The following is a 25,031-nucleotide window of genomic DNA, read 5'->3' as shown; positions in this document are numbered from 1 at the left end:
CCTCTACTTTTGAAGCCGGTAAAGCGCCTCGTTCCATTTTAACTCGTGTTTCAGTTTATGAATTGTCGTATCACGGGAAATGAGAACACTTTCGATCCCCGCCATTTCCGCCCAATCAAGCATTTGCTCCGCTGTCAGTTCATAAGACAGGCAGGTATGGTGTGCGCCGCCGGCTAAAATCCATGCCTCCGCTGCTGTTTTCAATGACGGCTCCGGCTTCCAGAGAACTCGGGCCACCGGCAGATTCGGCATGTCTTTTTCAATTTCCTGGCCGTTGACTTCATTCAGCACAAGGCGGAAACGCCCGCCAATATCAACAATGCTGGCTTGAATGGCCGAACCGCTGATGCCGTTAAATACAAAACGCGCAGGGTCCTCCTTGCCGCCGATCGAAAGCGGGTGAACCTCGATTTTCGGCTGATCCAAAGCGACAGTCGGACACACTTCAAGCATGTGAGAGCCCAGAATCATTTCATTTCCCGGTTCAAAATGGTACGTGTAATCTTCCATGAAGGAAGTTCTTTTTCCTTTGGCCATGATTTTCATCATCCGTACAAGGGCCGCTGTCTTCCAATCCCCTTCACCGGCGAAACCGTAACCTTTCTCCATCAGGCGCTGAACGGCAAGTCCCGGCAGCTGTTTCATTCCGTGCAGCACTTCAAACGATGTCGTAAACGCTGTGTATCCGCCTTGTTCAAGAAAAGCGGTTAAGCCTAGTTCAATTTTCGCCTGCTCTTTAATGGATGCTACCCTTGCTTCGTCACGTTTTGTTTCCTCTCTGATCACATATAATCTGTCATATTCCGCATAAAGCGTGTCAACCTCGTCGTCCGTAATGCGATTCATCACCTCAACAAGATCTCCGATTCCATATCCGTCAACCTGCCAGCCAAATTGAATATGCGCCCCGACCTTGTCTCCGTCGGTTACCGCGACATGACGCATGTTATCTCCAAATCTGGCAACCTTAATATGTCTGCTTTCATTTAATGCAGCCGCCGTATCCATCCACTGGGACATTTCTTTTTTCACTTCTTCATCATCCCAATAGCCGGCAATGACTTTTCGGCTAAGCCCCATTCGCGAGTTGATGTAACCGTACTCTCGATCGCCATGCGCGGATTGGTTGCTGTTCATAAAATCCATGTCAATCGTACCCCACGGAATATCGCGATTATATTGGGTATGCAAATGCAAAAGCGGTTTTTGATAAGAGGAAAGGCCTTCTATCCACATTTTTGCAGGGGAAAATGTGTGCATCCATGTAATGATGCCAGCGCACGTCTCACTGTACTCCGCTTCTCTTAACAGCTCTCTAATCGTTTCCGGTGAAGTGACGACGGGCTTATGAACCATTTTATATCTGGAAGAAACCCCGCTGAGCCCCTCACAAATGTTTTTCGCATGCTGATCCACCAGTTCCAGCGTTTCTTCCCCGTATAGGTGCTGGCTTCCTGTCACAAACCAGAATTCATAATCCTTTGTCTGAAGCATGTAAACTGCCCCTTTCCCATAAAATAAAACGCTTTCAAACACAAGAAAAAAGATACGTACTAATGATAGAAAACAAACCTATAAATAATAATTTGTACGAACAACTTCATTATAGTAATTGACTATTACACTGTCAATCTTTTCTTTTAAAAAAAGCCGGGCTCTGCCCCCGGCTTTTTGATTCAATAGGACGGCCAGCCCGAGCTCCAATTCAAATCATTGATAAGAAGCTTTGGAATGCCGTTGTTATTGGCATCATAGGCATGGCGAACAAGAATGTTTCCATTTACAATATCCTGGCCTCCAGGTCCTTTCCATTGATCATTGCCCGAATCCAAAATGGTGCCTCCGCCTTCGAGCATGCTTTTTCCGCTTTTATCAAGATAAGGGCCTGTAATGTTTTTAGATCTTCCGTAAGCAATTTTGTACGTACTGTTTACGCCGGCACAGCATTTATCAAATGAAACCATTAAATAGTAGTAACCATTTTGATACGTAAGAGCAGGGGCTTCCAGCGCACCGCCATTATTCGGTCTGGCTGCAATCGAATAGAGCGAGCCTGTAGGCTTCATCGTATTCTTATCAAGCTTGGTCAGCTTAATGCCGGTCCAAAACGAGCCGAACGCGAGCCACGGGTTGCCATCCTTGTCGAATGTCAGCTCCGGATCAATGGCGTTATAATTATTTGAGCTTGTCGAACGAATCACCAAGCCCTCGTCCTTCCAACTCCCCGAACTGATGCTTGTGGAAGATGCCAGGCCAATGGCAGATGTATTGCTTCCAAAAGAAGAAACAGAATAATACAGCCAGTACTTTCCGTTATAGTATTGGATGTCCGGCGCCCATTGGTTTGGCTCGTAATTCGGCACATAATTGGACCACCACGATAGCGGTGTGCTGAAAATAGATTTTTGTACGGTCCAATTTTTAGCGTCTGAAGACTTCAACACCCGCAGTCCCCGTTCTTCCGTAAGCCCTGTGCCGAGCGCATACCATGAGCTCCCCTCTTTAATCATAGTCGGGTCATGAAGCAGCTCATTGGATGCACCCCAAAACGCGGCCTCTGCGGGAGCAGCGGAAGTGAATAACAAACCTGCAGCCAGAGCGGCACTCGAAAAGTGAAAGAAACGTTTCCATGTTTTTTTTGTTTTCAATTTTGTTCATCCTCCCTTAAATTAGAAAGCGCTTACAAAATAGATTGTTTACCCTCCCTTCCTTTCAAATGAGCTGGGTATCGTAGATCTTCATGTTCAGGACATTTTCGGTATCCTCTTTATTGTAGTCACTCCGCTGTAATTTGTACAGACAAAAAAATAGAATCCGCCTGTTGAGGCGGATTCCTCCGTATCTTTATTGGTACGTAATTTCATCAACCGTTTTACGATCTAGCTTCTTAATGACTTCTGTAATTAACTTAACGGCGTTTTCATAATCATCACGATGGAGCATGGCTGCGTGCGTATGAATGTAGCGCGTTGCAATGGTAATGGACAGCGCAGGAACGCCATTTGCCGTCAAATGGATGGCTCCCGAATCAGTTCCGCCGCCGGCAATCGAATCAAACTGGTACGGAATGCCTGCTTCTTCCGCGGTAGCGACAACTGCATCGCGCAAACCTTTGTGAGAGACCATAGATGCATCGTAAACGATAATTTGCGGGCCTTTACCCATTTTGCTTTGCGCTTCCTTCTCGGAAATGCCAGGCGTGTCTCCTGCGATTCCTACATCGACCCCAAACGCAATATCAGGCTGTATGGTGTGTGCAGCCGTTTTCGCTCCCCTCAGGCCGACTTCCTCCTGCACGGTTCCGACGCCATACACAATGTTTGGATGATCAGTGTTTTGTAAGTTTCTTAATACATCAATTGCAATCGCACAGCCGATGCGATTGTCCCAAGCCTTTGCGAGCAGGAATTTTTCATTGTTCATAACCGTAAATTCAAAATGCGGAACAATCATATCTCCCGGGAGCACGCCCCACTCCAAGGCTTCTTCCCGGCTTGAAGCTCCGATATCAATAAACATATCTTTTATTTCCACTGATTTTTTTCTTGCTTCAGGAGACAAAATATGAGGCGGCTTAGATCCGATAACCCCTGTGATTTCTCCTTTTTTTGTGACGATGGTGACGCGCTGGGCAAGCATAACCTGAGCCCACCAGCCGCCAACGGTTTGAAAACGGATAAAGCCTTTATCTGTGATTTGTGTCACCATAAAGCCGACTTCATCCAAATGTCCGGCGATCATAATTTTCGGGCCGTTTTCTGCACCAGTTTTTTTAGCAATTAAACTGCCCAGGCGATCTGTTGTCACCTCATCAGCAAATGGTTCTATGTATGATTTCATCACTTGCCTTACTTCTCTTTCATTGCCCGGTATGCCTTTTGCATCTGTTAAATCTTTCAGCATGGTCAATGTTTTATCTAATTTTTCCATGTTCCAAACCCTCCTTCATCAGTCCTGCATTCTTATTATACAAAACATGGCGCTAACCATACGACTATTTCACTTGAAAATCGGGTATATGTTTTTAGAACTTTCTTTTAGAAAAAGTGAAACTTTTTTCTATGCTCTTCGTATTACATCAGATCATCACAATAAGGGAGGTGCCTTCACACAATGTTTGTCATGGTTCTAAGGATTATTTTGCTTGCACTTTTTGCTTATTGTATTTATGCCGTGGTCAAATATGTCGCGAATCCAAAGAGAAGGCTTAAGCTGGCCCAATCAAAAGAACATTTTTATATTATCGATGAACAGAACAATACCCGAAAGAACTTTCAGCTGACGTATAAAGGCGTGCTTTTTGAAGGAGAAAAGCATATTCCTTCCAAGGATCATCCTCTGTTTATCCACACCATCTTTGTCTGGACAGAATCTCCTGAGAAGCTGAAGCATTTCTCTGCAAAAGATTTTGAGAACATTGAAGAAAAAGTGCTGGAACGATATCCAAATTGTAAAATTGACTGGGACCAGCCCATTAAACTTGCAAAAAAAGCAGAAGAGCGTTAAAACGCTTTTCTGCTTTTTATAAATCAAACGGACTGTAGTAAATACCGATGAGAATCGCTTCTATTACCAGAAGAAGCGGTACTCCGTACTTAAAAGAAGCGTGTTTCGTTTTATGTCTGAAGGTTTGCATGCCAAGCCAGATACCGAGCGCTCCAAACACGATGGCTATCAGCCACAGCCGGTCTTCAGAAATTCTCCATTTGTGCTGCTGCGCTTTGCGTTTGTCAACGCCCATCACCCAAAAACCGCACAGATTCATCAACACCAAATAGACTGCAATAACCATGTTGCCTCATCCTTTATATAAAAAAGCCGCTCTACTGGAGAGCGGCTCTATATGATTACTTGTTTAATTGAGCTTTAGCAGCATCAGCAAGCTGATTGAATGCAGTAAGATCGTTTACAGCAAGATCAGCAAGCATTTTACGGTTTACTTCGATACCAGAAAGCTTAAGACCGTGCATTAAACGGCTGTAAGAAAGGCCGTTCATGCGAGCAGCTGCGTTGATACGAGTGATCCAAAGTTTACGGAAATCACGTTTTTTCTGACGACGGTCACGGAAAGCATAGTTTCCAGATTTCATGACCTGCTGGTTAGCTACTTTGTATAATGTATGTTTTGAACCGAAATAACCTTTTGCTAATTTAAGAACCTTTTTACGACGCTTACGCGCAACAGTTCCGCCTTTTACTCTTGGCATTAAATTTCCCTCCTAATTGTTCCTTATCCGATTACTTGATGTTAGCAAGCATTTGTTTGATACGTTTGAAGTCTCCTGCACTTACAACAGCACTCTTGCGAAGCTTACGCTTTTGCTTTTGAGATTTGTTAGCGAATAAGTGACTTGTATACGCGTGAGAACGTTTTAACTTCCCAGAACCTGTCTTTTTAAAACGTTTAGCAGATCCGCGGTGAGTTTTCATTTTTGGCATGGGATTTCCTCCTTATTGCTTTTCGTTTTTCGGCGCGAGCATTAAGAACATGCTGCGGCCGTCCATTTTTGGTTTTGTTTCGACAGTCGCAACCTCAGCACATGCTTCAGAAAAACGGTCTAACACACGCTGACCGATTTCTTTATGAGTGATTGCGCGTCCTTTAAAGCGGATAGAAGCTTTCACTTTATCGCCTTTTTCAAGGAATTTAATCGCATTGCGCAATTTCGTGTTAAAGTCATGCTCATCGATTGTCGGACTTAACCGAACTTCTTTTAAGTTAATGATTTTTTGATTCTTGCGTGCTTCTTTTTCCTTTTTCTGTTGCTCAAATCGGAACTTACCGTAGTCCATGATTCGGCAGACAGGCGGTTTTGCATTCGCTGCAACTAACACAAGGTCAAGATTTGCGCGGCCGGCGATTTCAAGTGCTTCCTGACGGGACTTGATTCCAAGCTGGTCGCCATTTTGTCCGATTAAACGGACCTCACGTGCACGGATACCCTCATTAACCAATTGATCTTTGCTAATAATGAGCCACCTCCATAGTTTCTTCGAATTGATTCACAACTCATTTTGACTGCATTCTGCAGGCAAACAAAAAGTGTGGGCATTATAAAACACCCACACTACGAACATCTGTATCAATAAAAATGTACGGTCAACCTGCCAACTACATGCATGTGTCAATCAGGTGAGAAGCGGGTGCTTCTGCTTGTGATTTATATTCAATTCAATAACTATTCTACACAATACCGGATCTTTAGTCAAGGACGACTTATCCGGAACAACTTTTACATTGTAACATGGGTTTTCTATGAGCGCAAGAGAGAAAAAGAAAATCTTTCATCCTCAACCAGAATGTAAAGTTTATGAACCGCTCATCCACGCACCATAAACGAAAAAAGCCAGGGCTGAATGCCTTGGCTTAACCTCCGATCAGCTGCACGAACACTGGGATGACCAGAACCGTTACCACTCCTACTACGACAACCGCAATACTCGCCATCGCAGCTTCAACTTCTCCCATCTCAATCCCGACCGCTACACCAAGTGCATGTCCGGATGTTCCGAGAGCCAATCCTTTAGAAATCGGATTCTTTACTTTAAACACCTTCAAGAACAATGCTCCGAGCGCATATACGATGACAGCGTTAAAGATGACCGCAAAGGCTGTGATGTCGCTGATGCCCCCGATGCCTTTTGATAAAGGAAGCGCAATTGCCGTTGTAGCCGCCTGCGGAAGCATGCTTTTCATTACGGCCGAATCGAGATGAATGCCTTTTGCGAGCAAATAAACAATCGTGACAGAGCAGATAGACCCGGCAATAATGGAGGCCATGATTTGCCACCAGTATTTTTTAAGCTTATCTCTTTGTTTGTACAAAGGAATGGCAAAAGCAATCGTTGCCGGTTCCAGGAAAAACTTAATGATTTCTCCTCCGTTATTATAGTCTGCGTAGGAAAAACCGCCGATTTTTAAAAATGCGATCCCAAGCACCATGGCAACAAACAAAGGAGTGAAAAGGAAGAAGCCTTTTGTTTTCTTAAATAAAAAGGTGCCGATGCCGAATGCAGCAAGTGATACGACAATCCCAAAATAAGGACTCATTGTGCTTTCCATGTGATGAACCTCCTGTTTCCTTAATGGTGAACAAGTTCGTTATTGTTCTGCGGGCTTTGCACTGTTTTTGTTTTCATGTCCGCTGCAGTTTTGCGATTTCCGCCCAGCGAAAGAATCAGCTGAGAAAACAATCCCGTAGCCCCCAGCAAAATAATCGTTGCGAGCAGAATGACAAGAACAATTTGCAGGCCGTATTGCTGCATCACACCAAGCGAATTCATAACAGATATACCTGACGGAACAAATAAAAATCCGATCAGAGAGGTTAAAGACGTTCCGAGCGTTTCCACTTGTTCCAGTTTAATGACTTTCAAACATAATAGGAGAAATAATAAGACCAACCCTACAACCGATGCGGGGATAGGTATTGGGACAATAGCGGCAATCATATTCGAAACCAGCATAATGACGGCAAAAATAAATGCTTGTGTTAAAAACCCATACACTTTTTTAGCACTCATTTTCTTCACCTCTTTCTCTTTGGTACCCTCATTATAAATAAGAATCCCTTGTTATGAAGCGCTTACAAGGTAACATGCCGAATAGCGGGCCTGAGTTGCAGAATCAAATGGCTGAAATGCAAAAAGCCGCCCATCAAATATGGAGCAGCTTTTTCAATTCTTTCGCATATGTCCGGCTGACCGGTATTTTCGATCCGTCTTTCATGATCAGATTATACGTAGAATTAAACCATGGCTGAATTTCTTTAATATATTCGGTATTGACGACAAAGCTCCGATGGACGCGGATAAAATCAGAATCCGGAAGCTTTTTCTCTATCACAACAAGCGTCTCGCTGACCGTATAAGAATGATCGAAGGTTTTTACATTAACATGGCCATCCTCTGTTCCAGCATAGATAATGTCCTTCGTATCCACGATCACAATCGATTCCCCCACAGATAGCGCGAGCTTATGCTGCCCGGCATGGCTGTTTTGATCTGTTTCGACAATATCCCGATTGACTTTTTTATATTTTTTCAGCGTTTGCTGAATTCTTTCCTCATCGAAAGGTTTGGTTAAATAATCAAGAGCATCTACCTCAAACGCTTTGAGCGCATACTGGTCATACGCTGTCGCGAACACAACAGCAGGAGGATGCTTCATTTTCTTCAATCGCTTTGCGATATCAAAACCGTTTTCTCCAGATAAATCAACGTCTAAAAACAGCAAATCAGGTTTTTGATCCATCATTTGGTCAAAAGCGGATTCGATATTTTCCGCTTCATTGATTTCCATTTCCTCATTGGTCCGCTTGAGCAAGTAAGCCAGTTCATCCCTTGCCAGCATCTCATCATCAACTATTAACACCCTGAGCATGTTCTTCTCCCTCTTTCATCTGTTGCATTGGCACTTGAAAGGAAACCTCTGTCCCTTTATGAACCTCACTGCTGATATGCAGTGCAGCCTGCTGTCCGAATAAACCGATCAGCCGTTGATTTAGGTTATAAAGCGCTGTACCGGTTCCCTCCTTAGACGGAAATGGCTTCTTCCCCAGTTCCTGCAGGACGTCCGCCGGTATTCCGCGTCCGTTATCCGTCACCTTCATATAGACGGACGCATTATCAGATATGACACAGACTGTAACCTTGCACATGTCTTGTTTTTTCGGAAACGCGTGCCGAAGCGCGTTCTCGACTAGCACCTGCAAAACAAACGGAGGGATTTCAATCTGCTCCAGTCTGCTGTCGATATTGAGCTCAATTTTATATTTCCCGGGAAAACGCGCCTGTTCTAATGACAAATAGGCGTTAAGATGGTTCAGCTCCTTTGAGAGCGGGATCAGCAGCTGTCTCGCTCCTTGAAGGTTTGAACGAAAATAAACACTGAGCTGCAATAGGAGTTTACGGGTTTTTTCAACATCTGTGCGGCAGAGCGCAGAAATCGTGTTGATCGCATTAAATAAAAAATGAGGATTCACCTGTGCTTGAAGCGCTTTGATTTCAGCATCCTTGAGAAGCTTGCTTTGCAGCTCTGCTTCCCCAAGCTCAAGCTGTGTCGAAAACAGCATGGCCAGTCCCTCAGCAAGCTCCTCCTCTACCTGGCTAAGGCCTGCCGGGCTTTTAAAATACATTTTTAAGGTGCCGATTGTGTTGCCGTTCGATGTCAGCGGCAGGACAATTGCGGCGTGCAAAGGGCATTCAGCATGCGTGCATTCAATCTCTTCCTTCGAAATCGCCTTCATGATATGCCCTGTTTTAATTACCTTTTTGGACAGGCCGGTGATCAGGCTTTTTGATGGAATGTGGTGATCCATGCCCGCGCCGACATGCGCAAGGATCTTTTCTTTATCAGTGAGAGACACCGCATCTGTTCCAGTCAGCTTATGGATAATAGCCGCTACACTTTTACAGGAGTTTTCATTTAATCCTTGGCGAAAAAATGGAAGTGTCTGATCAGCAATCGTCAGCACTCGATGCGTTTCGAGAGCCCTCGCCTGCTCTTCCTTGCGAATGATTGCTTGAATAATCGACAGAAAAATAAAACTGCCTGTACCATTGATCAGGATCATCGGAATCCCGATCATGCTGACAAGCTCCCAAGCGTCACTGAACGGCTTTGCCATCAGCAAAATAATGAGCATTTGCAGGGACTCCATGCCGATTCCCACAAGAGCGGCGATACGCGGTGTCGGCATTCGATATCGCTTCGTAAAATACCTGCCGATCAAGCCTGCAAGAACACCCGCTAAAATGGATGACACGGCACAGCTTAAGGCCGTGCTGCCACCGAGTGAAAGACGATGCAGGCCCGCCAGTATGCCAATTCCAGTCCCTACAAACGGACCTCCGAGAAGGCCTCCGATTTCCACACCCAAAATACGGGTATTCGCGATAGAGCCCGATGGATCTATCGTAAGCACCCAGTCATTATTTACGATCATATTTCTTTGAATTTCGATACCTGTATAATTACTGATGATGCTGAAAAGAGAAAAAATAGAAATCAAAACCGCTTTTCCTTTATAGCCGTCCTGATTCTGAAGAGCTTGTCTGAAAAGTTTCGTATGGGCGAGAATGAACCCTAATATAACAATAATCCCTACCCTCTCGAGCATCATAATCATCAAATGAATCATTCATGTCACCTGTTCTTTCCGTTTTCATTCTAGCATGTTTTCGTTTTGCGGCTGACTGTTTTTTTAAAATCATCTGAAAACATATTTCACAAGGCTTTTATCTATTGTAAAATAAAACATGAGCCTTTTGGCAGAAAGATTTGAATCTGAAGCAGAGGAGAAGATCATGAAAGCCGTATTTTTTGATTTAGATGATACACTACTTTGGGACGAAAAAAGCGTCAGAACAACATTTGCAGAAACTTGCTTACAGGCGGGGAAAAAATATGGCCTTGACCCTGAGGAATTCGAAGCAGCTGTTCGCGAAGCGGCGAGAGAATTGTACATGTCATATGAGACGTATCCATATACAGTGATGATCGGCATTAACCCGTTTGAAGGGCTGTGGTCCAATTTCTCAGAGCCTATCAGTGAGGGCTTTCAAAAGTTGAACAAGATTGTACCGGAGTACAGAAGAAATGCGTGGACAAACGGACTTAAAGCGCTTGGGATCGATGATCCTGCATATGGCGAATACTTGGGAGAGTTTTTTGCGGCAGAGCGCAGAAAACGCCCGTTTGTATATGATGAAACATTTGCTGTACTCGATCAATTAAAAGGCAAGTATGAATTATTGCTTTTGACAAATGGCGATCCGAGTCTGCAAAAGGAGAAGCTTGCCGGCGTACCTGAGCTCGCCCCTTACTTCAATGAAATTGTCATCTCTGGCGCATTCGGCAAGGGCAAACCGGATGTTTCCATTTTTGAACATTGCCTTAAGCTGATGAATATTGAAGAAGACGATGCCATCATGGTCGGCGATAATTTGAATACTGATATTTTAGGCGCTTCAAGAGCCGGAATCAAAACCGTTTGGATCAACCGGACGGATAAGAAAAACGAAACTGACGTATCGCCTGATTACATCATCAGCAGCCTTCATGATTTGTTTCCTATATTAGAGAAATAAAAAAGCATGATCTCTTCAATGAGATCATGCTTTTTATTTTATTTTTTCGCTTCAGCTACTGCCTTTTTGACAAACTCATCAAGAGAAATCGTTTCAGAGTTCTGTTCACCGTATTTCCGCACGTTTACCGCCCCGTTTTCTGCTTCTTGGTCACCGACCACCAGCATGTACGGGATTTTTTGCATTTGTGCTTCACGGATTTTGTAGCCGATTTTTTCATCACGGCTGTCGACCTCAACACGCAGGCCTTCACGCTGCAGGCGTTCCTGTACCTTTTTCGCGTAGTCTAAATGCACAGCCGGAGAAACCGGGATGACTTGGAACTGAACCGGTGCAAGCCATGTCGGCAGTGCGCCTTTGTGTTCTTCGATTAAGAAGGCGACAAAACGTTCCATTGTTGAGACGACGCCTCTGTGAATGACAACCGGACGGTGCTGCTTGCCGTCTTCACCGATGTATGTCAGATCGAAACGTTCCGGCAATAAGAAATCAAGCTGAACCGTAGACAATGTTTCTTCTTTGCCGATTGCAGTTTTTACTTGAACATCAAGTTTAGGGCCGTAGAATGCCGCTTCACCTTCTGCTTCATAATAGTCATGGCCGATTTCGTCCATTGCCTCTTTCAGCATGGATTGCGCTTTGTTCCACATTTCATCGTCATCAAAATATTTCTCTGTATCTTCCGGATCGCGGTAAGACAGACGGAATGTGTAATCACTTAAACCGAAATCCTCATATACATCCTGGATTAAACGGACTGTACGGATAAACTCATCCTTAATTTGATCCGGGCGCACAAAGATGTGTGCATCGTTTAACGTCATTCCGCGTACGCGTTGAAGCCCTGACAGCGCACCTGACATTTCATAGCGGTGCATCGTTCCCAGCTCCGCAATCCGAATCGGAAGCTCGCGGTAGCTGTGAATGTCTTGTTTGTAAATCATCATATGGTGCGGGCAGTTCATCGGACGCAATACAAGTGTTTCATTGTCCATTTCCATCGGAGGGAACATGCCTTCCTGATAATGGTCCCAATGTCCTGATGTTTCATACAGCTCTTTGCTGCCGAGCACAGGTGTATACACATGCTCATAGCCAAGGCTGATTTCTTTATCGACAATGTAGCGCTCGATGACGCGGCGGATTGTTGCGCCCTTTGGCAGCCAAAGCGGCAGGCCTTGTCCGACTTTCTGAGAGTTCGCAAACAGCTTTAATTCTTTGCCGAGCTTTCTGTGGTCGCGTTCTTTCGCTTCTTCTAGCATACGAAGATGCTCTTCAAGATCAGCTTTTTTGAAGAAAGCTGTACCATATACGCGCTGAAGCATTTGGTTTTTGCTGTCACCGCGCCAGTATGCGCCTGCAAGGCTTAATAGCTTAAATTCTTTGATTTTCCCAGTTGAAGGAACGTGGACGCCGCGGCACAGGTCAAAGAATTCGCCTTGCTCATAGATCGAAACGGTTTCTCCTTCAGGAATCGCATCCAATAGTTCAAGCTTCAGGTCGTCACCGATTTCCGCAAAACGGGCTTTCGCTTCTTCACGGCTGACTTCTTTTCGAACGATCGGAAGGTTCGCATTGACGATTTTTTTCATTTCTTTCTCGATTTTCGGCAGATCCTCCGGTGTAATCGCTTCGTCCATTTCTACGTCGTAGTAAAAACCGTTTTCGATGACCGGACCGACGCCGAATTTAACATCCTTGTAGATGCGTTTAATCGCTTGAGCCAGTAAGTGAGCCGTACTATGGCGCATAATTTGAAGACCTTCTTCCGAGCCTTCTGTAATGATTTCCACTGTACCGTCTTCATTGATCGGCGTTCTCAAATCGATTTCTTTTCCGTTCAGTTTTCCGGCTAATGATTTTTTCTTTAAGCCCGGACTGATGGATGCCGCGATATCTTCTGTTGTTGTTCCTTTCGCAAACTCCTTGACTGCTCCATCAGGAAATGTGATTTTTACCATATCTGACATCTTTGTCACTCCTTTTTTTGCATATAAAAAACCCCGCCCCCTATGAAAGGGACGAGGTTGAATAAACGGAATCGTGGTTCCACCCTTTTTTCCGCAAAGCCAATACGGCACCTGCGGCTCTAAGCTCTGTAACGGGAGTTCCCGTCAGCCATTACTGTTCCTTTTCAAGGGGTTCACAGCTGAAGTTCAAAGGCGGTAAAGCGAATGGTCCTTAGCTGGGAAGCTTGCAGCCGGGGCTTCCCTCTCTTTGAGCCGGTATCATTCCTTCGTGTCCTTATCAATACGTGTGTCTTTCTTAATCTCCTATGTATTATAAATTGTTCAATCTAAAAAATCAACACGGCCGCGTTTCCTTTTTTTAAACCGACAGCCTTATATATACAGGCTGCCGGCCCTTATCCTTCCGATTGCTTCACCGTTGTTTCTGCATCTGAAAAAGCGTGCAGCGGAAGCATTTCCACTCTTTCTTGAAACACGTTTTGAATGGTCCTTGCCATCATGTGCTCTGGCTGGTCGGTATAAAGCACGACTTCATCAGGCGCAATGGAAATCAGAGGCGCGAGCAAATGAGAATCAATATACATAGGATGATTCCGGACAAACCGCCTGTCTATGTATTTCATTTTTTCCCGTTCCGGCACATAGCGCAGCTCCCATAATGTAAAGGAACCATCATGGACAATATGCACTTTTTTGATACGCGGCTGTTTGGCATTTACATAGTCTCTGAGTGTTTGAATAAAGTTTTGATATTCCTGTTCCATCTTATATTCATCAATCGCTGCTTCTGTAATATCTCTCAGCTGCTTATAGTATGATCCAAGCCGGAAGGTCTGAAAGGAGCGAATGTAAAATACGCCTTCCTCTAAACAGATCGTTTGGAGTTCATCCAAAATAGATTGTTTCCGTGAAAGCTTCAGCGGCTCAAACTGAAGATCGTCTGCTTCACCTTCAATAATACTGTGTGCGAGCTGAAGAATTTGCTGCTGTTCATCCTGGTCAGTGAAACAATATGTTTCCTCAATCAATGACAGCATATGCTCGTCTTCTTTGCATTCCAAAAAAAATTTGACCAGAATCGGCTCCATAAAACGTTGAATAGAGAAAGCCGGCTTCGCTTTTTTTATCCCGATTTTTCGTATGCCTTCCCGGACAATGATATTGTTCCGATCGTCCGAATGCTGAATGAGATGTAAAAAAGCGGCTGCATCATGGTCATCTTTAAAGATTATTTCAAGCATGTTTGTCCCCCCTTACGGCATCTGTTACAAGTATATGGGGGATGTTTTTAAAATAGACGTAAAGGTCACTGGCAAATCTTAATTTGATTCCTGGAACAAGTTTTGCATTTTCTTTCTGAAGATTAATGGCAGCGAAATAAACACGATATACAGAGCGAGAACAAGAAAGAAAGCTGGCAGATTACCAGACAAAAAGCTCGCTCCCAAAACATTCAGCGCAATGGTCCCAGGGATGATTCCCACAGCCGTCGCCGCAAAATACGGCATCGCTTTGACATTGGAAAGGCCTGCCGCATAGCTGACGAAATCAAAATTGATCGGCAGGATTCTTAAAAGGAAGATATAGAAAAATCCGTTATCCTCCATTTGCTTCTGGATGGCTTCAAGCTTTTCATAATAGCCGTTCTTTTTCACCGCAAACAAACCGGCCGCAAAAAATGAAACAGCTGAAGCACACATTGAACCGACTAACGTATAAAACGTGCCGAGAAGCGGACCAAACGCAAGTCCGCCCGCTATTGAAATAACAGACACCGGAAATAAAACGAGCGGCCTGACGATGGATATCCCGATAAACATCAGCGGAGCAAAAACACCGAACGACAATACCCATACCCTGATCTCTTTCGGCGATACATTCAAATATCTTTTATTTCCCCAAAAGATTAAACCTGCACCTGCCAGCACTGCCAGCCATTTAAAAGCGGTTTTTCGTTTCATACCCTCAGTTCCTTCCCCTTTGAACCGCAGCAGTTACGGATGGCGGCGGTTTTCTCCGTCAAGGCGGATCGGAGCAGCCAAATATAATATCCGCTCCATTAATCTAGCCGCTTTTACTTCTTCCTTTTCTCCCCTTTGCGAATACGTAAAATGATGCTTCAGCTCGTCAGGTGAGAAATTAGAAGAAAAGAAAGTAGGCAGCTGCTGGGACATTCTGTGTTGAAGCACTGTTCCGATGACTTCATCCCTTACCCAGCTTGTCATTGATTCAGCTCCGATGTCATCTAGCATCAATACGGGTGTGGTCTTTACCATATTGAGCTTCTCTTCTAATGTTTGGTCTTGCAGGGAATTTTTAAGCTCTCTCACAAATTCGGGCACATAGACAATCATGGATGAATATTCTTTTTCAGCCAGCTCATTGGCAATCGCAGCGAGCATAAACGTTTTTCCCACCCCGAATTTCCCGTATAAATATAGTCCTTTGCCTTTTCCCGTCTCGTTATAGCTTTTCAGAAAATCTGTAACATGCTGGAACATCGCGAGCCTGCTCGGGTCACTGATATCGACCTGCTGGAACGTCGCACCGAGAAGATCCTGCTGGATATACATGCTTTTCATAAGAGACTTTTGTTTTTTCTGCTGGTCGAGCTTCCGTTTAATTGGGCATTCATAATATTCGATATCAATAGACCGCCCATTGACAACAAGCTTCGGATGGTAGCCCTCCAACAAATTGTTGCAATTTTCGTCTTCCGAGCAATAGGAGCAATTCTTGCTTTGTTCGATATATTCATAAAGCTTATTTAAGCTTTTTTCGATCATTTTTTGGTCAATCACTTCTTCGTTTTCCTTCAAAAATGCTTGAACATCTTGATCTTTCATGACCTTTTCCTTCATTTGTTCAAGACGTTTTTGAAAATCCGGCCTGCCGGTTACGCCCTGCAGGGAACGGCCGATTGGTTCCATCTATTCCTCACCCCGCATCTCTGTCTTTAATAGGCAGAGTATTTTTTCAGTTTTTGCATTTCTTCCATCATCTTTTTCTTCTGTTCTTCCAAATCTTGCGGATGCAGCTTCTGCTGTCCGGATTCTGAATCGGACGCTGTTTCTTTTTCTTTCATCCAGTCAGGAAGCTTTTCTTCGCGAATCACTTTTTGGTTTCGTTTCGAAGACTTTGTTTTTCCATCAGCCCATTCAAGGTATTGGCGGTTCTCTTCTATCGCGAGTTTCATCGCTTCCCTGACCGTTTTTACCTTTTTTCGTGCCCAATGTGACGCGATTTTTTGAATATAGTTTTTCGACAGCTTCATGTCGGTTTTCAGCATGACATAATAAATTAACACATTTGTGACGCCTGGCTCGAGTTTCTGTTCGAACATAATTTCTTCTATGATTTTCAGATCCGCTTTTGACGGCTCTGTTCCGTCAGCAATGTCCTGCAGAAGCTTCTTCGGAGAAATCGTCTCCAGCAATGCGATCAGCTTCCCGTCCAGAGAATCCTCTTCTGCCGGTTTTTCGCCTTCACGCAGATGCACCGGCTGTGTTTTTTCCACTAAATCGGGCAGCTGTCCGTTTCTTTCGATTTGATACCAGTCGCTGGCCGCTTTTCTTAATGCCTCCGTCGTAATGACATCATGCTCATCAATTGCGCTCATCACGACATTTTGCATCTGCAATGGGTCAATTCCGTACAGATAAGAAAGCTTTTTGATCGTGTCCCGCACCTGCTGGGTCATCGCTTTTCTCGGAATCATCGTCTCAGAAAGTCCCGCTAAAAACAAATCAAAATCAAACACATCCTCCGTTATGGTGTAGGACGGAGCCTGTCCGACAGAAGTATACTCGGTCCCCTCGGCAAGTCTTACCGTTTCCTCCATATCAGATGTGAGCTTCCATTCACTCGGCTGCAGCGATTCAAACGCGTGATTAAACGGCCGCGTAATGTCCTTGGCATCTTCTGAAATGGCCGGGTGCGTAAAAAATTGTTTTAATTGCTGATATTTCGTTTTTCCGACCCTATTGTACAGAAAAACATTCAGCATTCCGTCTTCAAAAAATTCATTTGGCCTGAGCGGCGGAAGGAGTTCATATATAAAGAGGCGCTCCTGCCGCTCGGATTCTTTCATATATACTTTCAGCAATCCGATGCCCTCGAGCTTCCCCTGTTCCTGATGGATCGTTTTTAAGTTGGACTGTGTCATCCCCATCAGCTGTCTATGTGTGGACTCTCCGCCCCACAGACGGTTTTGTTCAAGCTCTCCCCACAATGTCATATAAAGAGAGAATGCAACAGGGCCGATTAAGGGCTGGTACAGTTGTGTAATAATTTGTCTGTCAATATCCTGCAGCATCGATCTGCTTTTAACCACATACGGGTCTACAGGCAGTACATCTTTCCAATAGTCAGCCATACATTCTCAAACCTTCCGAATTTGTTTCTACCTTTCATTTTACACCGTTTCTTATATCTATCAAATGCCAATTTTGCACATGAGAAAAGAGCTAGAAGAATTCTCTTAGCTCTTTTAACGCTCTTTCTTTATTAAGTCTTTTAATTCGTCGATAAAGACGTTTATATCTTTAAACTGCCGATAGACGGACGCGAACCGCACATATGCGACTTCATCAATCTTAGCCAGCCGGTCCATGACCATTTCTCCGACGAACTCGCTCTTCACCTCAGAGCAGCCTTGATTGCGAAGTTCTTTTTCAATATCAAAGCACATGTCTTCAAGCGTTTTGAGTGAAACAGGCCTTTTTTCGCATGCTTTTATGAGGCCGCGCAGCATTTTTTCTCTGCTGAACTCCTCACGCACACCTTCTTTTTTCACAACGATGAGCGGGGTTTCCTCCACTTTCTCAAAGGTCGTAAACCGGTAGTGGCAGGATTCACACTCGCGTCTTCGTCGAATCGATTTTCCGTCATCTACAGGCCGTGAATCAAGGACTCGCGTTCCGTTATGCTGGCATGAAGGACATTTCAATAAAATCAGCTCCCAACTATATCGTTCCCTGCAATGTATTTTCGGCAGCCTCCGCCTTTTGTGACAGCATCTGTCGGGAGAGCCGTTGTTCAATATGTTTCTATAGCATTAGGTGGTTTGTGAAAATCTCCTTCTTATTTTACAAAAAAAATGAAAAAAGAAAAAGCTGACACTCTCGTTTCTTTATAAAAATAAAAGGAGCATAAGCTAAAAAGCGCATAATGGCCTTCTAGCTTTAGCTCCCTTTGTGTTCGCATTTACTTTATAGTACTTTCGCTTGCGCCTGTTTAATTTGCACAGGCCCCATTCCTCTCGGTATTTCAATGTTTTCTCTTGTATCAGCATGTAATGCTTCTGCGATGTAATCAGCAGCAACATTAGGATCTAAGTCTCCACAAGTATAAACATCAATGCTCGCATATCCGTGCTCAGGAAAACTGTGAATCGTTAAGTGTGATTCAGAAATAATCACAACTCCGCTTACGCCTTGCGGTGCAAATTTGTGAAATGCAACCTCGCGCACCTCAGCACCTGATTTTAGAGCAGCATTTACAAACGTTTTTTCAATAAAATCCATGTCATTCAGCTTATCAAAATCGCATCCCCATAGCTCGGAGATAACGTGACGCCCCATTGTTTCCATAGTCATGGACCCCCCTTAACAAGAATTAAAAAGTGAAATTCCAACAACTGGGTCGGCCATTTACCACGGGGGAAAGTTAGTCCGGAGAGGTCCTAACCCTTTAAGTAATTCCGAAACAGTCTCAAGCAAGAAGTTCACGAAAAATAGTATACTGTGTTTAAGTCTAATTTGCAAGGTGCGTTTTTTTAGAAATATGCTGTTAAGGGTTTTTTCTTTAAAATGTGTCCATGACCTTATTTTATACAGCAGACGGATGTTTCATTCGTGCCGCTACATGGCGGATCAAATCAACAACTCTGCAGGAGTAGCCCCATTCGTTGTCATACCACGCCAGCACCTTAACTTTTCTGTCTTCCATTACCATTGTTGTAAGCCCGTCAATGACCGCTGAATGCGGATTTGTATTATAATCAGTCGATACAAGCGGTTCATCTGAATAATCAAGTACACCGTACATCGACGTTTTGGCAGCGCGTTTAAATGCCTCGTTTACGTCTTCAGCCGTAACATCTGTTTTCAGATCAACTACGAGATCAACCAATGAGACGTTCGGAACAGGGACACGCAAGGCGAGGCCGTGAAGCTTTCCTTTCAGATGCGGCAGCACAAGCGAAAGCGCCTTTGCCGCTCCTGTTGTCGTCGGAATGATGGATTCACCGCAAGCCCGCGCCCGGCGCAAATCTTTGTGCGGGTTATCAATATTTTTTTGGTCATTCGTATACGCATGGACTGTGGTCATCAGCCCGCTCTCAATGCCAAACTCTTCATCCAGCACTTTTACAACAGGCGCAAGGCAGTTTGTCGTGCATGACGCATTTGAAATAATCACATGGCGCTCAGCGTCGAATTGGTCTTCATTTACCCCCATCACAATGGTAACGTCTTCATTTTTTCCCGGCGCAGTCAAAATGACTTTTTTTGCGCCCGCTTCTATATGGCCCATCGCTTTATCTTTTGAATTAAACTTCCCTGTTGCTTCGACGACTATGTCAATATCATATTCCCGCCAAGGCAGCTGTTTTGGATCACGGCTGTTTAACAAAAGCACTTTCTTTCCATTTACGATCAGGCTGTCTTCACCAGCCACAACCTCTTTATCGTATCTGCCGTGAATTGTGTCATACTTTATTAAATGAGCCAGCGTTTCTGCGGAATAGCTGGCGTTAATGGCCACTATTTGAATTTGATCGTCTAACATCGCTTTTCTGAAAACCATTCTTCCGATTCTTCCAAACCCGTTGATCGCTACTTTTACCTTCATGTTGGACACCCCTTATCAATTATGCCATCCTAATATGTTACTATCTAAAATTAGTATAACACATTAAAACAAATTCGCCAGTACATATTGATAAAAATCAACGATTATAACGCTAATTTATGATACATCATATGTTTTCTTGCACAAAATATCAGGCGTAAAGCCAAAAAGCAGCCAGCGCTCTGCACTGACTGCCTTCCTGCTTTATAATTCCTGTTTCAACTTATCATTGAGCACACTTTCTTCTAACACAGAAAAAGTATCTCCGTACACTCTGTTAATATGATTCACTCCCCAAGCACACAGCATATCTAATATCCCTTCTAAGCTGCGCCCGTATTCGCTGAGCTCGTATTCCACTTTTGGAGGAACCTGATTATAAACGATCCGGTTAATGACACCGTCCGCTTCCAGCTCACGCAGCTGCTGGGTCAGCATCTTTTGCGTGATGTTGGGCATCAGGCGCTTTAATTCACTCGTGCGTTTTTTTCCGTGCGTCAGATGGCATAAAATCACGCATTTCCACTTCCCGCCAATCACTTCGAGAGTCGCTTCAACAGAAATGTTATATTTTTTCTTTTCCATACAATCCATTCTCCTTACAGGCACCAAAAAGTGACTATAGCACTTAAAAGTACGTACTTTTCTTTCCTAACGATATGTTTCATAATCACATTTGCCGGCTGATTTGAATCTGCTCTTTTTTATTTATATAGCTTACTCAGCAGAATTTCAATCATACAACACACATACAAAGGAGGAACATCATGACTTCAGCCAATAAAAGCAGTATTCCTGCACTCCTGGCTTTGGCCGTAAGTGCATTCGCGATAGGGACAACCGAATTTATCAGTGTCGGCCTTTTGCCGCTCATTGCTGATGACCTGCATATTCCCGTCACAACAGCGGGATTGACTGTTTCCCTTTATGCGCTCGGCGTTACATTTGGAGCACCTATATTAACTTCATTGACCTCAAGCATGTCTCGTAAGACACTATTGCTTTGGATCATGTTTATTTTTATTGCCGGTAATACGATGGCAGCAACCGCTTCAAGCATCGGGATTTTATTAGCAGCCCGTGTGATATCGGCATTTTCACACGGTGTGTTTATGTCAATCGGTTCGACAATCGCAGCGGATATTGTCCCGGAGAATAAAAGGGCCAGCGCGATTTCGATTATGTTTACCGGCCTTACTGTGGCAACTGTAACCGGAGTTCCTTTCGGCACGTTTATCGGCCAGCAGTTCGGCTGGCGTTTTGCCTTTATGGTCATTATCGCCGTCGGAATCATTGCTTTTATTACAAATGGCATTCTTGTACCGTCCAAATTACGAAAAGGGACAAAAACAACGATGCGGGATCAATTGAAGCTTGTGACAAACGGCCGGTTATTGCTTTTATTTGTCATTACAGCTCTTGGGTACGGAGGAACATTCGTTGTATTCACATATCTATCTCCCCTGCTTCAGGAAGTAACAGGCTTCAAAGCCGGAACTGTTGCAGTGATTCTGCTCGGATATGGAATCGCTATCGCTATCGGAAATATGATTGGCGGAAAGCTGTCTAACCGAAATCCGATTGCCGCTTTATTCTATATGTTTATCGTACAGGCAATCGTTCTATTTGTACTGACATTTACGGCCTCATATCAAGCAGCAGGCCTCATCACCATTCTCTGTATGGGATTGCTGGCCTTTATGAACGTGCCCGGCCTTCAGGTGTATGTCGTCATGCTGGCTGAGCGTTTTGTCCCGAGTGCAGTTGACGTCGCATCCGCGATGAATATCGCTGCCTTTAATGCAGGGATCGCGCTTGGCTCATACCTTGGTGGTGTGATCACCGATTCAATCGGATTGATTCATACCGCTTGGATAGGCGGATTAATGGTGGCCGGAGCAGTTATTTTAACAGGCTGGAGCCGCTTGATGGAAAAACGGGATCGGCAGGAAGCCTGACAATTTTAAAGGAGGAAATAAACATGACAACACATTTACAAGCAACAGCAACACTTCATAATGGGGTAAAAATGCCTTGGTTCGGCCTCGGCGTCTTCCAAGTGGAGGAAGGATCTGAACTGGTAAACGCAGTTAAAACTGCCATTGCCCACGGGTACCGCAGTATTGATACTGCAGCTATCTATGGAAATGAAGCTGGAGTCGGAGAAGGGATTCGGCAGGGCATTGAAGAAGCAGGCATTTCAAGAGAGGATCTGTTTATTACATCGAAAGTATGGAATGCTGATTTAGGCTACGAGGAAACACTCGCCGCATTTGAAACAAGCCTGTCAAAACTCGGTCTGGATTATTTAGATCTATATCTCATCCACTGGCCTGTAGAAGGAAAGTATAAAGATGCTTGGAGAGCGCTTGAAACGTTGTATAAAGAAGGCCGTATCAAAGCAATCGGCGTAAGCAACTTCCAAATTCACCATCTTGAAGATCTGATGACTGCAGCTGAAATTAAGCCTATGATTAACCAAGTGGAATTTCATCCGCGCCTCACACAAAAAGAATTGATAAGTTACTGCCAAAATCAAGGCATCCAGATGGAGGCTTGGTCACCTTTGATGCAGGGGCAGCTGCTGGATCACCCTGTATTGGCTGACATCGCTCAAGCATATAACAAATCTGTCGCACAAATTATTTTGCGCTGGGATCTGCAGCATGGCATCATCACGATTCCAAAATCAACGAAGGAACACCGCATTAAAGAAAATGCAAGTGTCTTTGACTTTGAATTAACACAGGATGACATGAACCGAATCGATGCCCTGAATGAAGATTTGCGCGTCGGTCCTGATCCGGACAACTTTGATTTTTAATGGCAAAAAACACCGTTCATATTGAACGGTGTTTTTGTATTATGCCCAGCTGTTGATGATGTCATCAAGCTGCCTTTTGGTCTCTTCGAGCGTTCCGCTGTTATCGATGACTTGATCTGCTCGTGCTGTCTTTTCCTCTAAGGGCATTTGAGAGCGGATACGGCTGACTGCTTCTTCTTCCGTCAGCTGATTGCGCTTCATCAGACGTTCCAGTTGGAGCTCTTTTGTCACACTGACCACAATAATTTTATCAACCAATGATTCCAATTTGCTTTCGAACAAAAGTGGGATATCCAATACAACAAATGCCTCCTGATTTGCAATGGCCTCATCACGGCGCTTGAGCATTTCCTGCCTGACTGCGGGATGAACAATTGCATTTAAGGCGAGACGCTTTTGTTCATTTGTAAATACCAGCGCCCCAAGCTTTTTTCGATCTATATCGCCATTTGAGAGCAGGATGTCTTCACCGAATTCGTCAATGATTTGCCGGTAGGCCGGCATCCCTTTTTCTACCGCTTGTTTTGCAATGATATCTGCATCTATAACTGTTATTCCTTTTTCAATCAGCATATTGGCTACCGTGCTTTTGCCGCTAGCTATTCCTCCCGTTAAACCAATGACTAAGGTCAAGAGATCCACTCCTTTTTACAATTTCCAGAGCCCAATCGTGATCAGCAGAAGCCCTGGCAAAAACGCCATTTTATCGATCCATTTCCACTTAGACAAAAAATGGCCGGCATTGATTCCGATTGATACAAACAGTGAGCTCATGATTGCCACGGCGATGCTCATCACAATCGGTGAAAAACCGAGAATGGCTGCGCCTATACCTGCCCCAAAGGCATCAATCGATAAGGCAAATCCCAATAAGACCGCCTCAATTCCATTGATCACACCCGATTTGTCGATATCCGCACTCATCGGTTTTCTCAAAATATGAATCACAATCCCTAATGACCGAACCTCTAAATTAAGCAACGTTTTTTCATGCAATAGGTATTCTTTGTCTTTCGCAGGTTTGAAAAATTGATACAGAACCCACGCTCCAATTCCGACCAATATCAAACCGCCAAGCTTCTCCGTCACATATACAGGAAAAAACTTTGTGAGAAAGCTTCCGATCAGCATGGATATAAACATGACAGCACCGGAACAGCAGGCGATAACCAAAATCGCTTTAAACGGTATTTTCATTTTTCTCAATCCGTACGTAAATCCGACTGAAAAACTGTCCAAGCTGACAGCCAACGCCAGCAGCAGTATAGAAACCATTTGCATATCCGTTTCTTCCTTTCTGTTGGTGCTCTTGTATCAGATGTGAAATACCCGGGATTCATCACAATCATATATATGGGAAAGTGAAAAATCCGTGTTTCAAAAATGGCATCCTCTATTACAGAGTTACTGATATATGCACCGACAGCTTGGACGATGAAGCTTTATGCTGCTATTTTTTCTGGCACTTTGCGCAAAAATGCGTGCCTCTTCCTCCGACGACGATTTTCGAAATCATCGTTCCGCAATTTTTGCATGGCTTGTCTTTTTTTCCGTACACAAAATGCTGTAGCTGGAACATTCCGATTTCCCCTTGGGAGTTGATATACGAGCGGACTGTGCTGCCGCCTGCATCAATCGCTTCCTGCAGGGTATTTTTGATTTCAGCGTGAAGGGTTTTGATTGTCTGATCTGATAATTGATTTGCTTTTGTCTCGGGATGGACACCCGCTCTGAAAAGAGCCTCGTCCACATAAATGTTCCCTAGTCCGACGACCGTTTTTTGATCCAGCAGGGCAGTTTTGACAGCGCGGTTTGTTTTGGCAAGCCGTTCTTTTAAATATGCACTCGTAAATTCTTCTGCATCCGGCTCCGGACCTAACTGAGAAAGCGGGAGCTCGCCCGCCTCTTCTCCCGGTTTAAATAAGTGCATGGTTCCAAACTTCCGAACATCTCTGTAACGGAGCTGGGTTCCATCCGTCATCGTAAATATGACATGCACATGTTTATCGTCTGGCTCCTTCGCTTGATGAAGCCCGTATTTCCCTTCCATTCGCAGGTGGGAAACCATGACATAATGATCTAAATGAAACAGCAAAAACTTTCCCCGTCTTCCGATAGACTGTATCGTTTCTCCTGCTAGATTTCGCGCAAATTCCTCCGGTTCGGCAGGCCGTTTGATGATATTCGGCCATCTGATCTCTACCGATTTGATTGTTTTTCCCTTTACAAGCCCGGTCAGAGTGCGCCGGACCGTCTCAACCTCTGGTAATTCCGGCACATCCATCACTTCCTAT

The 25,031-nt window shown here is 44.3% G+C and carries 26 protein-coding genes, 1 pseudogene and 1 other annotated feature; of the genes and pseudogenes, 4 read left to right on the top strand and 23 right to left on the bottom strand.

Translation table 11 applies throughout. The features are described from left to right. Positions 1-3 precede the first annotated feature (3 nt). From araA to NZD81_RS01195, 3 genes are all read right to left on the bottom strand, one after another. Positions 4-1,494: an L-arabinose isomerase gene (gene araA / locus NZD81_RS01205; RefSeq protein ID WP_289859162.1), complete on the bottom strand. Its 1,491-nt coding sequence runs from the start codon at positions 1,492-1,494 to the stop codon at positions 4-6. A 182-nt stretch (positions 1,495-1,676) separates the two neighbouring features. Beyond that, a complete protein-coding gene (gene abnA / locus NZD81_RS01200) occupies positions 1,677-2,648 on the bottom strand; it encodes an arabinan endo-1,5-alpha-L-arabinosidase AbnA (RefSeq protein WP_103030814.1) in 972 nt (323 codons plus the stop codon). Between the two features lie 196 nt (positions 2,649-2,844). Beyond that, a complete protein-coding gene (locus tag NZD81_RS01195) occupies positions 2,845-3,930 on the bottom strand; it encodes a M42 family metallopeptidase (RefSeq protein ID WP_014664922.1) in 1,086 nt (361 codons plus the stop codon). Between the two features lie 183 nt (positions 3,931-4,113). Between NZD81_RS01195 and ysdB the strand changes: the two genes are divergently transcribed. Next, positions 4,114-4,506 (top strand): sigma W pathway protein YsdB, encoded by a 393-nt coding sequence (ysdB, locus tag NZD81_RS01190; protein WP_003229493.1) that lies wholly within the window; start codon positions 4,114-4,116, stop codon positions 4,504-4,506. A gap of 16 nt (positions 4,507-4,522) precedes the next feature. Here the strand turns inward: ysdB and NZD81_RS01185 are convergent, their stop codons facing one another. The 8 genes from NZD81_RS01185 to lytS form a co-directional block, all read right to left on the bottom strand. Beyond that, on the bottom strand, positions 4,523-4,792 hold the full coding sequence (locus NZD81_RS01185; RefSeq protein WP_014664923.1) for a DUF1294 domain-containing protein: 270 nt from the start codon (positions 4,790-4,792) through the stop codon (positions 4,523-4,525). A gap of 55 nt (positions 4,793-4,847) precedes the next feature. Beyond that, positions 4,848-5,207 (bottom strand): 50S ribosomal protein L20, encoded by a 360-nt coding sequence (rplT, locus tag NZD81_RS01180; RefSeq protein ID WP_014114727.1) that lies wholly within the window; start codon positions 5,205-5,207, stop codon positions 4,848-4,850. Between the two features lie 31 nt (positions 5,208-5,238). After that, complete coding sequence (gene rpmI / locus NZD81_RS01175; protein WP_003222418.1) at positions 5,239-5,439, bottom strand: 50S ribosomal protein L35; 201 nt, start codon at positions 5,437-5,439, stop codon at positions 5,239-5,241. A 12-nt stretch (positions 5,440-5,451) separates the two neighbouring features. Beyond that, positions 5,452-5,973 (bottom strand): translation initiation factor IF-3, encoded by a 522-nt coding sequence (gene infC / locus NZD81_RS01170; RefSeq protein WP_010886591.1) that lies wholly within the window; start codon positions 5,971-5,973, stop codon positions 5,452-5,454. Positions 5,974-6,031: 58 nt separating this feature from the next. Continuing rightward, positions 6,032-6,162: a sequence feature (ribosomal protein L20 leader region), on the bottom strand. A 205-nt stretch (positions 6,163-6,367) separates the two neighbouring features. Then, positions 6,368-7,063 carry an antiholin-like protein LrgB gene (lrgB, locus tag NZD81_RS01165; protein WP_003229482.1) on the bottom strand — a complete coding sequence of 232 codons (696 nt, stop codon included), beginning with the start codon at positions 7,061-7,063 and terminating at the stop codon, positions 6,368-6,370. Between the two features lie 20 nt (positions 7,064-7,083). Beyond that, positions 7,084-7,524, bottom strand: a complete 441-nt coding sequence (lrgA, locus tag NZD81_RS01160; RefSeq protein WP_069150039.1) for an antiholin-like murein hydrolase modulator LrgA — start codon at positions 7,522-7,524, stop codon at positions 7,084-7,086. 133 nt (positions 7,525-7,657) lie between these two features. Further along, the gene (gene lytT / locus NZD81_RS01155) at positions 7,658-8,383 is read right to left on the bottom strand and encodes a two-component system response regulator LytT (protein ID WP_014664926.1); all 726 of its coding nucleotides are present in this window, start codon (positions 8,381-8,383) and stop codon (positions 7,658-7,660) included. Continuing rightward, the gene (gene lytS, locus NZD81_RS01150) at positions 8,361-10,142 is read right to left on the bottom strand and encodes a two-component system sensor histidine kinase LytS (RefSeq protein WP_014664927.1); all 1,782 of its coding nucleotides are present in this window, start codon (positions 10,140-10,142) and stop codon (positions 8,361-8,363) included. Before lytS ends, lytT begins: the two co-directional genes overlap by 23 nt. 166 nt (positions 10,143-10,308) lie before the next feature. Between lytS and NZD81_RS01145 the strand changes: the two genes are divergently transcribed. Then, positions 10,309-11,091, top strand: a complete 783-nt coding sequence (locus NZD81_RS01145; RefSeq protein ID WP_147772345.1) for an HAD family hydrolase — start codon at positions 10,309-10,311, stop codon at positions 11,089-11,091. Between the two features lie 38 nt (positions 11,092-11,129). On the opposite strand, the gene thrS is transcribed toward NZD81_RS01145, so the two are convergent. From thrS to NZD81_RS01100, 9 genes are all read right to left on the bottom strand, one after another. Beyond that, on the bottom strand, positions 11,130-13,061 hold the full coding sequence (gene thrS, locus NZD81_RS01140; protein WP_014480529.1) for a threonine--tRNA ligase: 1,932 nt from the start codon (positions 13,059-13,061) through the stop codon (positions 11,130-11,132). 395 nt (positions 13,062-13,456) lie between these two features. Further along, positions 13,457-14,302: a putative sporulation protein YtxC gene (ytxC, locus tag NZD81_RS01135; protein WP_282373036.1), complete on the bottom strand. Its 846-nt coding sequence runs from the start codon at positions 14,300-14,302 to the stop codon at positions 13,457-13,459. Positions 14,303-14,380: 78 nt separating this feature from the next. Further along, positions 14,381-15,022, bottom strand: coding sequence for a TVP38/TMEM64 family protein (locus tag NZD81_RS01130; RefSeq protein ID WP_282373038.1), 642 nt, complete (start codon positions 15,020-15,022; stop codon positions 14,381-14,383). A gap of 33 nt (positions 15,023-15,055) precedes the next feature. Beyond that, complete coding sequence (gene dnaI / locus NZD81_RS01125; RefSeq protein ID WP_014664931.1) at positions 15,056-15,991, bottom strand: primosomal protein DnaI; 936 nt, start codon at positions 15,989-15,991, stop codon at positions 15,056-15,058. A 26-nt stretch (positions 15,992-16,017) separates the two neighbouring features. After that, positions 16,018-17,436, bottom strand: coding sequence for a replicative helicase loading/DNA remodeling protein DnaB (gene dnaB, locus NZD81_RS01120; RefSeq protein ID WP_071581173.1), 1,419 nt, complete (start codon positions 17,434-17,436; stop codon positions 16,018-16,020). Positions 17,437-17,550: 114 nt separating this feature from the next. Then, the gene (gene nrdR / locus NZD81_RS01115) at positions 17,551-18,009 is read right to left on the bottom strand and encodes a transcriptional regulator NrdR (protein ID WP_040082169.1); all 459 of its coding nucleotides are present in this window, start codon (positions 18,007-18,009) and stop codon (positions 17,551-17,553) included. A gap of 262 nt (positions 18,010-18,271) precedes the next feature. Beyond that, positions 18,272-18,652 (bottom strand): adenosylmethionine decarboxylase, encoded by a 381-nt coding sequence (gene speD, locus NZD81_RS01110; RefSeq protein ID WP_003223584.1) that lies wholly within the window; start codon positions 18,650-18,652, stop codon positions 18,272-18,274. Positions 18,653-18,890: 238 nt separating this feature from the next. After that, entirely contained in the window at positions 18,891-19,913 is a 1,023-nt protein-coding gene (locus NZD81_RS01105; RefSeq protein ID WP_040082168.1) for a glyceraldehyde-3-phosphate dehydrogenase, read from the bottom strand. 204 nt (positions 19,914-20,117) lie between these two features. Continuing rightward, positions 20,118-20,498 carry a winged helix-turn-helix transcriptional regulator gene (locus NZD81_RS01100; RefSeq protein ID WP_289859154.1) on the bottom strand — a complete coding sequence of 127 codons (381 nt, stop codon included), beginning with the start codon at positions 20,496-20,498 and terminating at the stop codon, positions 20,118-20,120. A 182-nt stretch (positions 20,499-20,680) separates the two neighbouring features. Between NZD81_RS01100 and NZD81_RS01095 the strand changes: the two genes are divergently transcribed. Together NZD81_RS01095 and ytbE are read left to right on the top strand one after the other, a co-directional pair. Beyond that, positions 20,681-21,871 (top strand): MFS transporter, encoded by a 1,191-nt coding sequence (locus tag NZD81_RS01095; protein WP_014664935.1) that lies wholly within the window; start codon positions 20,681-20,683, stop codon positions 21,869-21,871. A 23-nt stretch (positions 21,872-21,894) separates the two neighbouring features. After that, positions 21,895-22,737 carry an aldo/keto reductase YtbE gene (gene ytbE / locus NZD81_RS01090; RefSeq protein ID WP_172640524.1) on the top strand — a complete coding sequence of 281 codons (843 nt, stop codon included), beginning with the start codon at positions 21,895-21,897 and terminating at the stop codon, positions 22,735-22,737. A 39-nt stretch (positions 22,738-22,776) separates the two neighbouring features. On the opposite strand, the gene coaE is transcribed toward ytbE, so the two are convergent. From coaE to mutM, 3 genes and pseudogenes are all read right to left on the bottom strand, one after another. After that, entirely contained in the window at positions 22,777-23,370 is a 594-nt protein-coding gene (gene coaE / locus NZD81_RS01085; protein ID WP_172640525.1) for a dephospho-CoA kinase, read from the bottom strand. Between the two features lie 15 nt (positions 23,371-23,385). Beyond that, positions 23,386-24,036, bottom strand: a pseudogene (ytaF, locus tag NZD81_RS01080) (sporulation membrane protein YtaF); the annotation flags it as partial. A 151-nt stretch (positions 24,037-24,187) separates the two neighbouring features. Beyond that, positions 24,188-25,015 carry a DNA-formamidopyrimidine glycosylase gene (mutM, locus tag NZD81_RS01075; protein WP_282373049.1) on the bottom strand — a complete coding sequence of 276 codons (828 nt, stop codon included), beginning with the start codon at positions 25,013-25,015 and terminating at the stop codon, positions 24,188-24,190. Between the last annotated feature and the right edge of the window lie 16 nt (positions 25,016-25,031).

Source organism: Bacillus sp. B.PNR1 (assembly GCF_030386235.1).
In the GTDB taxonomy this organism is placed as follows: Bacteria; Bacillota; Bacilli; order Bacillales; family Bacillaceae; genus Bacillus; species Bacillus stercoris.
Note: the sequence above shows the minus strand (reverse complement) of the source record. Positions and strands in the feature narration are given on the sequence as shown.

Bases quoted from the DNA above. Each gene is read 5' to 3' on its own strand.
- lytS (WP_014664927.1), bottom strand. From the start codon at position 10,142: ATGATTCATTTGATGATTATGATGCTCGAGAGGGTAGGGATTATTGTT.
- ysdB (WP_003229493.1), top strand. From the start codon at position 4,114: ATGTTTGTCATGGTTCTAAGGATTATTTTGCTTGCACTTTTTGCTTAT.
- NZD81_RS01105 (WP_040082168.1), bottom strand. From the start codon at position 19,913: ATGAAGGTAAAAGTAGCGATCAACGGGTTTGGAAGAATCGGAAGAATG.
- dnaI (WP_014664931.1), bottom strand. From the start codon at position 15,991: ATGGAACCAATCGGCCGTTCCCTGCAGGGCGTAACCGGCAGGCCGGAT.
- thrS (WP_014480529.1), bottom strand. From the start codon at position 13,061: ATGTCAGATATGGTAAAAATCACATTTCCTGATGGAGCAGTCAAGGAG.
- NZD81_RS01130 (WP_282373038.1), bottom strand. From the start codon at position 15,022: ATGAAACGAAAAACCGCTTTTAAATGGCTGGCAGTGCTGGCAGGTGCA.
- rplT (WP_014114727.1), bottom strand. From the start codon at position 5,207: ATGCCAAGAGTAAAAGGCGGAACTGTTGCGCGTAAGCGTCGTAAAAAG.
- rpmI (WP_003222418.1), bottom strand. From the start codon at position 5,439: ATGCCAAAAATGAAAACTCACCGCGGATCTGCTAAACGTTTTAAAAAG.
- lrgB (WP_003229482.1), bottom strand. From the start codon at position 7,063: ATGGAAAGCACAATGAGTCCTTATTTTGGGATTGTCGTATCACTTGCT.
- ytbE (WP_172640524.1), top strand. From the start codon at position 21,895: ATGACAACACATTTACAAGCAACAGCAACACTTCATAATGGGGTAAAA.
- speD (WP_003223584.1), bottom strand. From the start codon at position 18,652: ATGGAAACAATGGGGCGTCACGTTATCTCCGAGCTATGGGGATGCGAT.
- NZD81_RS01095 (WP_014664935.1), top strand. From the start codon at position 20,681: ATGACTTCAGCCAATAAAAGCAGTATTCCTGCACTCCTGGCTTTGGCC.
- NZD81_RS01100 (WP_289859154.1), bottom strand. From the start codon at position 20,498: ATGGAAAAGAAAAAATATAACATTTCTGTTGAAGCGACTCTCGAAGTG.
- NZD81_RS01195 (WP_014664922.1), bottom strand. From the start codon at position 3,930: ATGGAAAAATTAGATAAAACATTGACCATGCTGAAAGATTTAACAGAT.
- lrgA (WP_069150039.1), bottom strand. From the start codon at position 7,524: ATGAGTGCTAAAAAAGTGTATGGGTTTTTAACACAAGCATTTATTTTT.
- NZD81_RS01185 (WP_014664923.1), bottom strand. From the start codon at position 4,792: ATGGTTATTGCAGTCTATTTGGTGTTGATGAATCTGTGCGGTTTTTGG.
- araA (WP_289859162.1), bottom strand. From the start codon at position 1,494: ATGCTTCAGACAAAGGATTATGAATTCTGGTTTGTGACAGGAAGCCAG.
- NZD81_RS01145 (WP_147772345.1), top strand. From the start codon at position 10,309: ATGAAAGCCGTATTTTTTGATTTAGATGATACACTACTTTGGGACGAA.
- dnaB (WP_071581173.1), bottom strand. From the start codon at position 17,436: ATGGCTGACTATTGGAAAGATGTACTGCCTGTAGACCCGTATGTGGTT.
- lytT (WP_014664926.1), bottom strand. From the start codon at position 8,383: ATGCTCAGGGTGTTAATAGTTGATGATGAGATGCTGGCAAGGGATGAA.
- ytxC (WP_282373036.1), bottom strand. From the start codon at position 14,302: ATGCTTGAAATAATCTTTAAAGATGACCATGATGCAGCCGCTTTTTTA.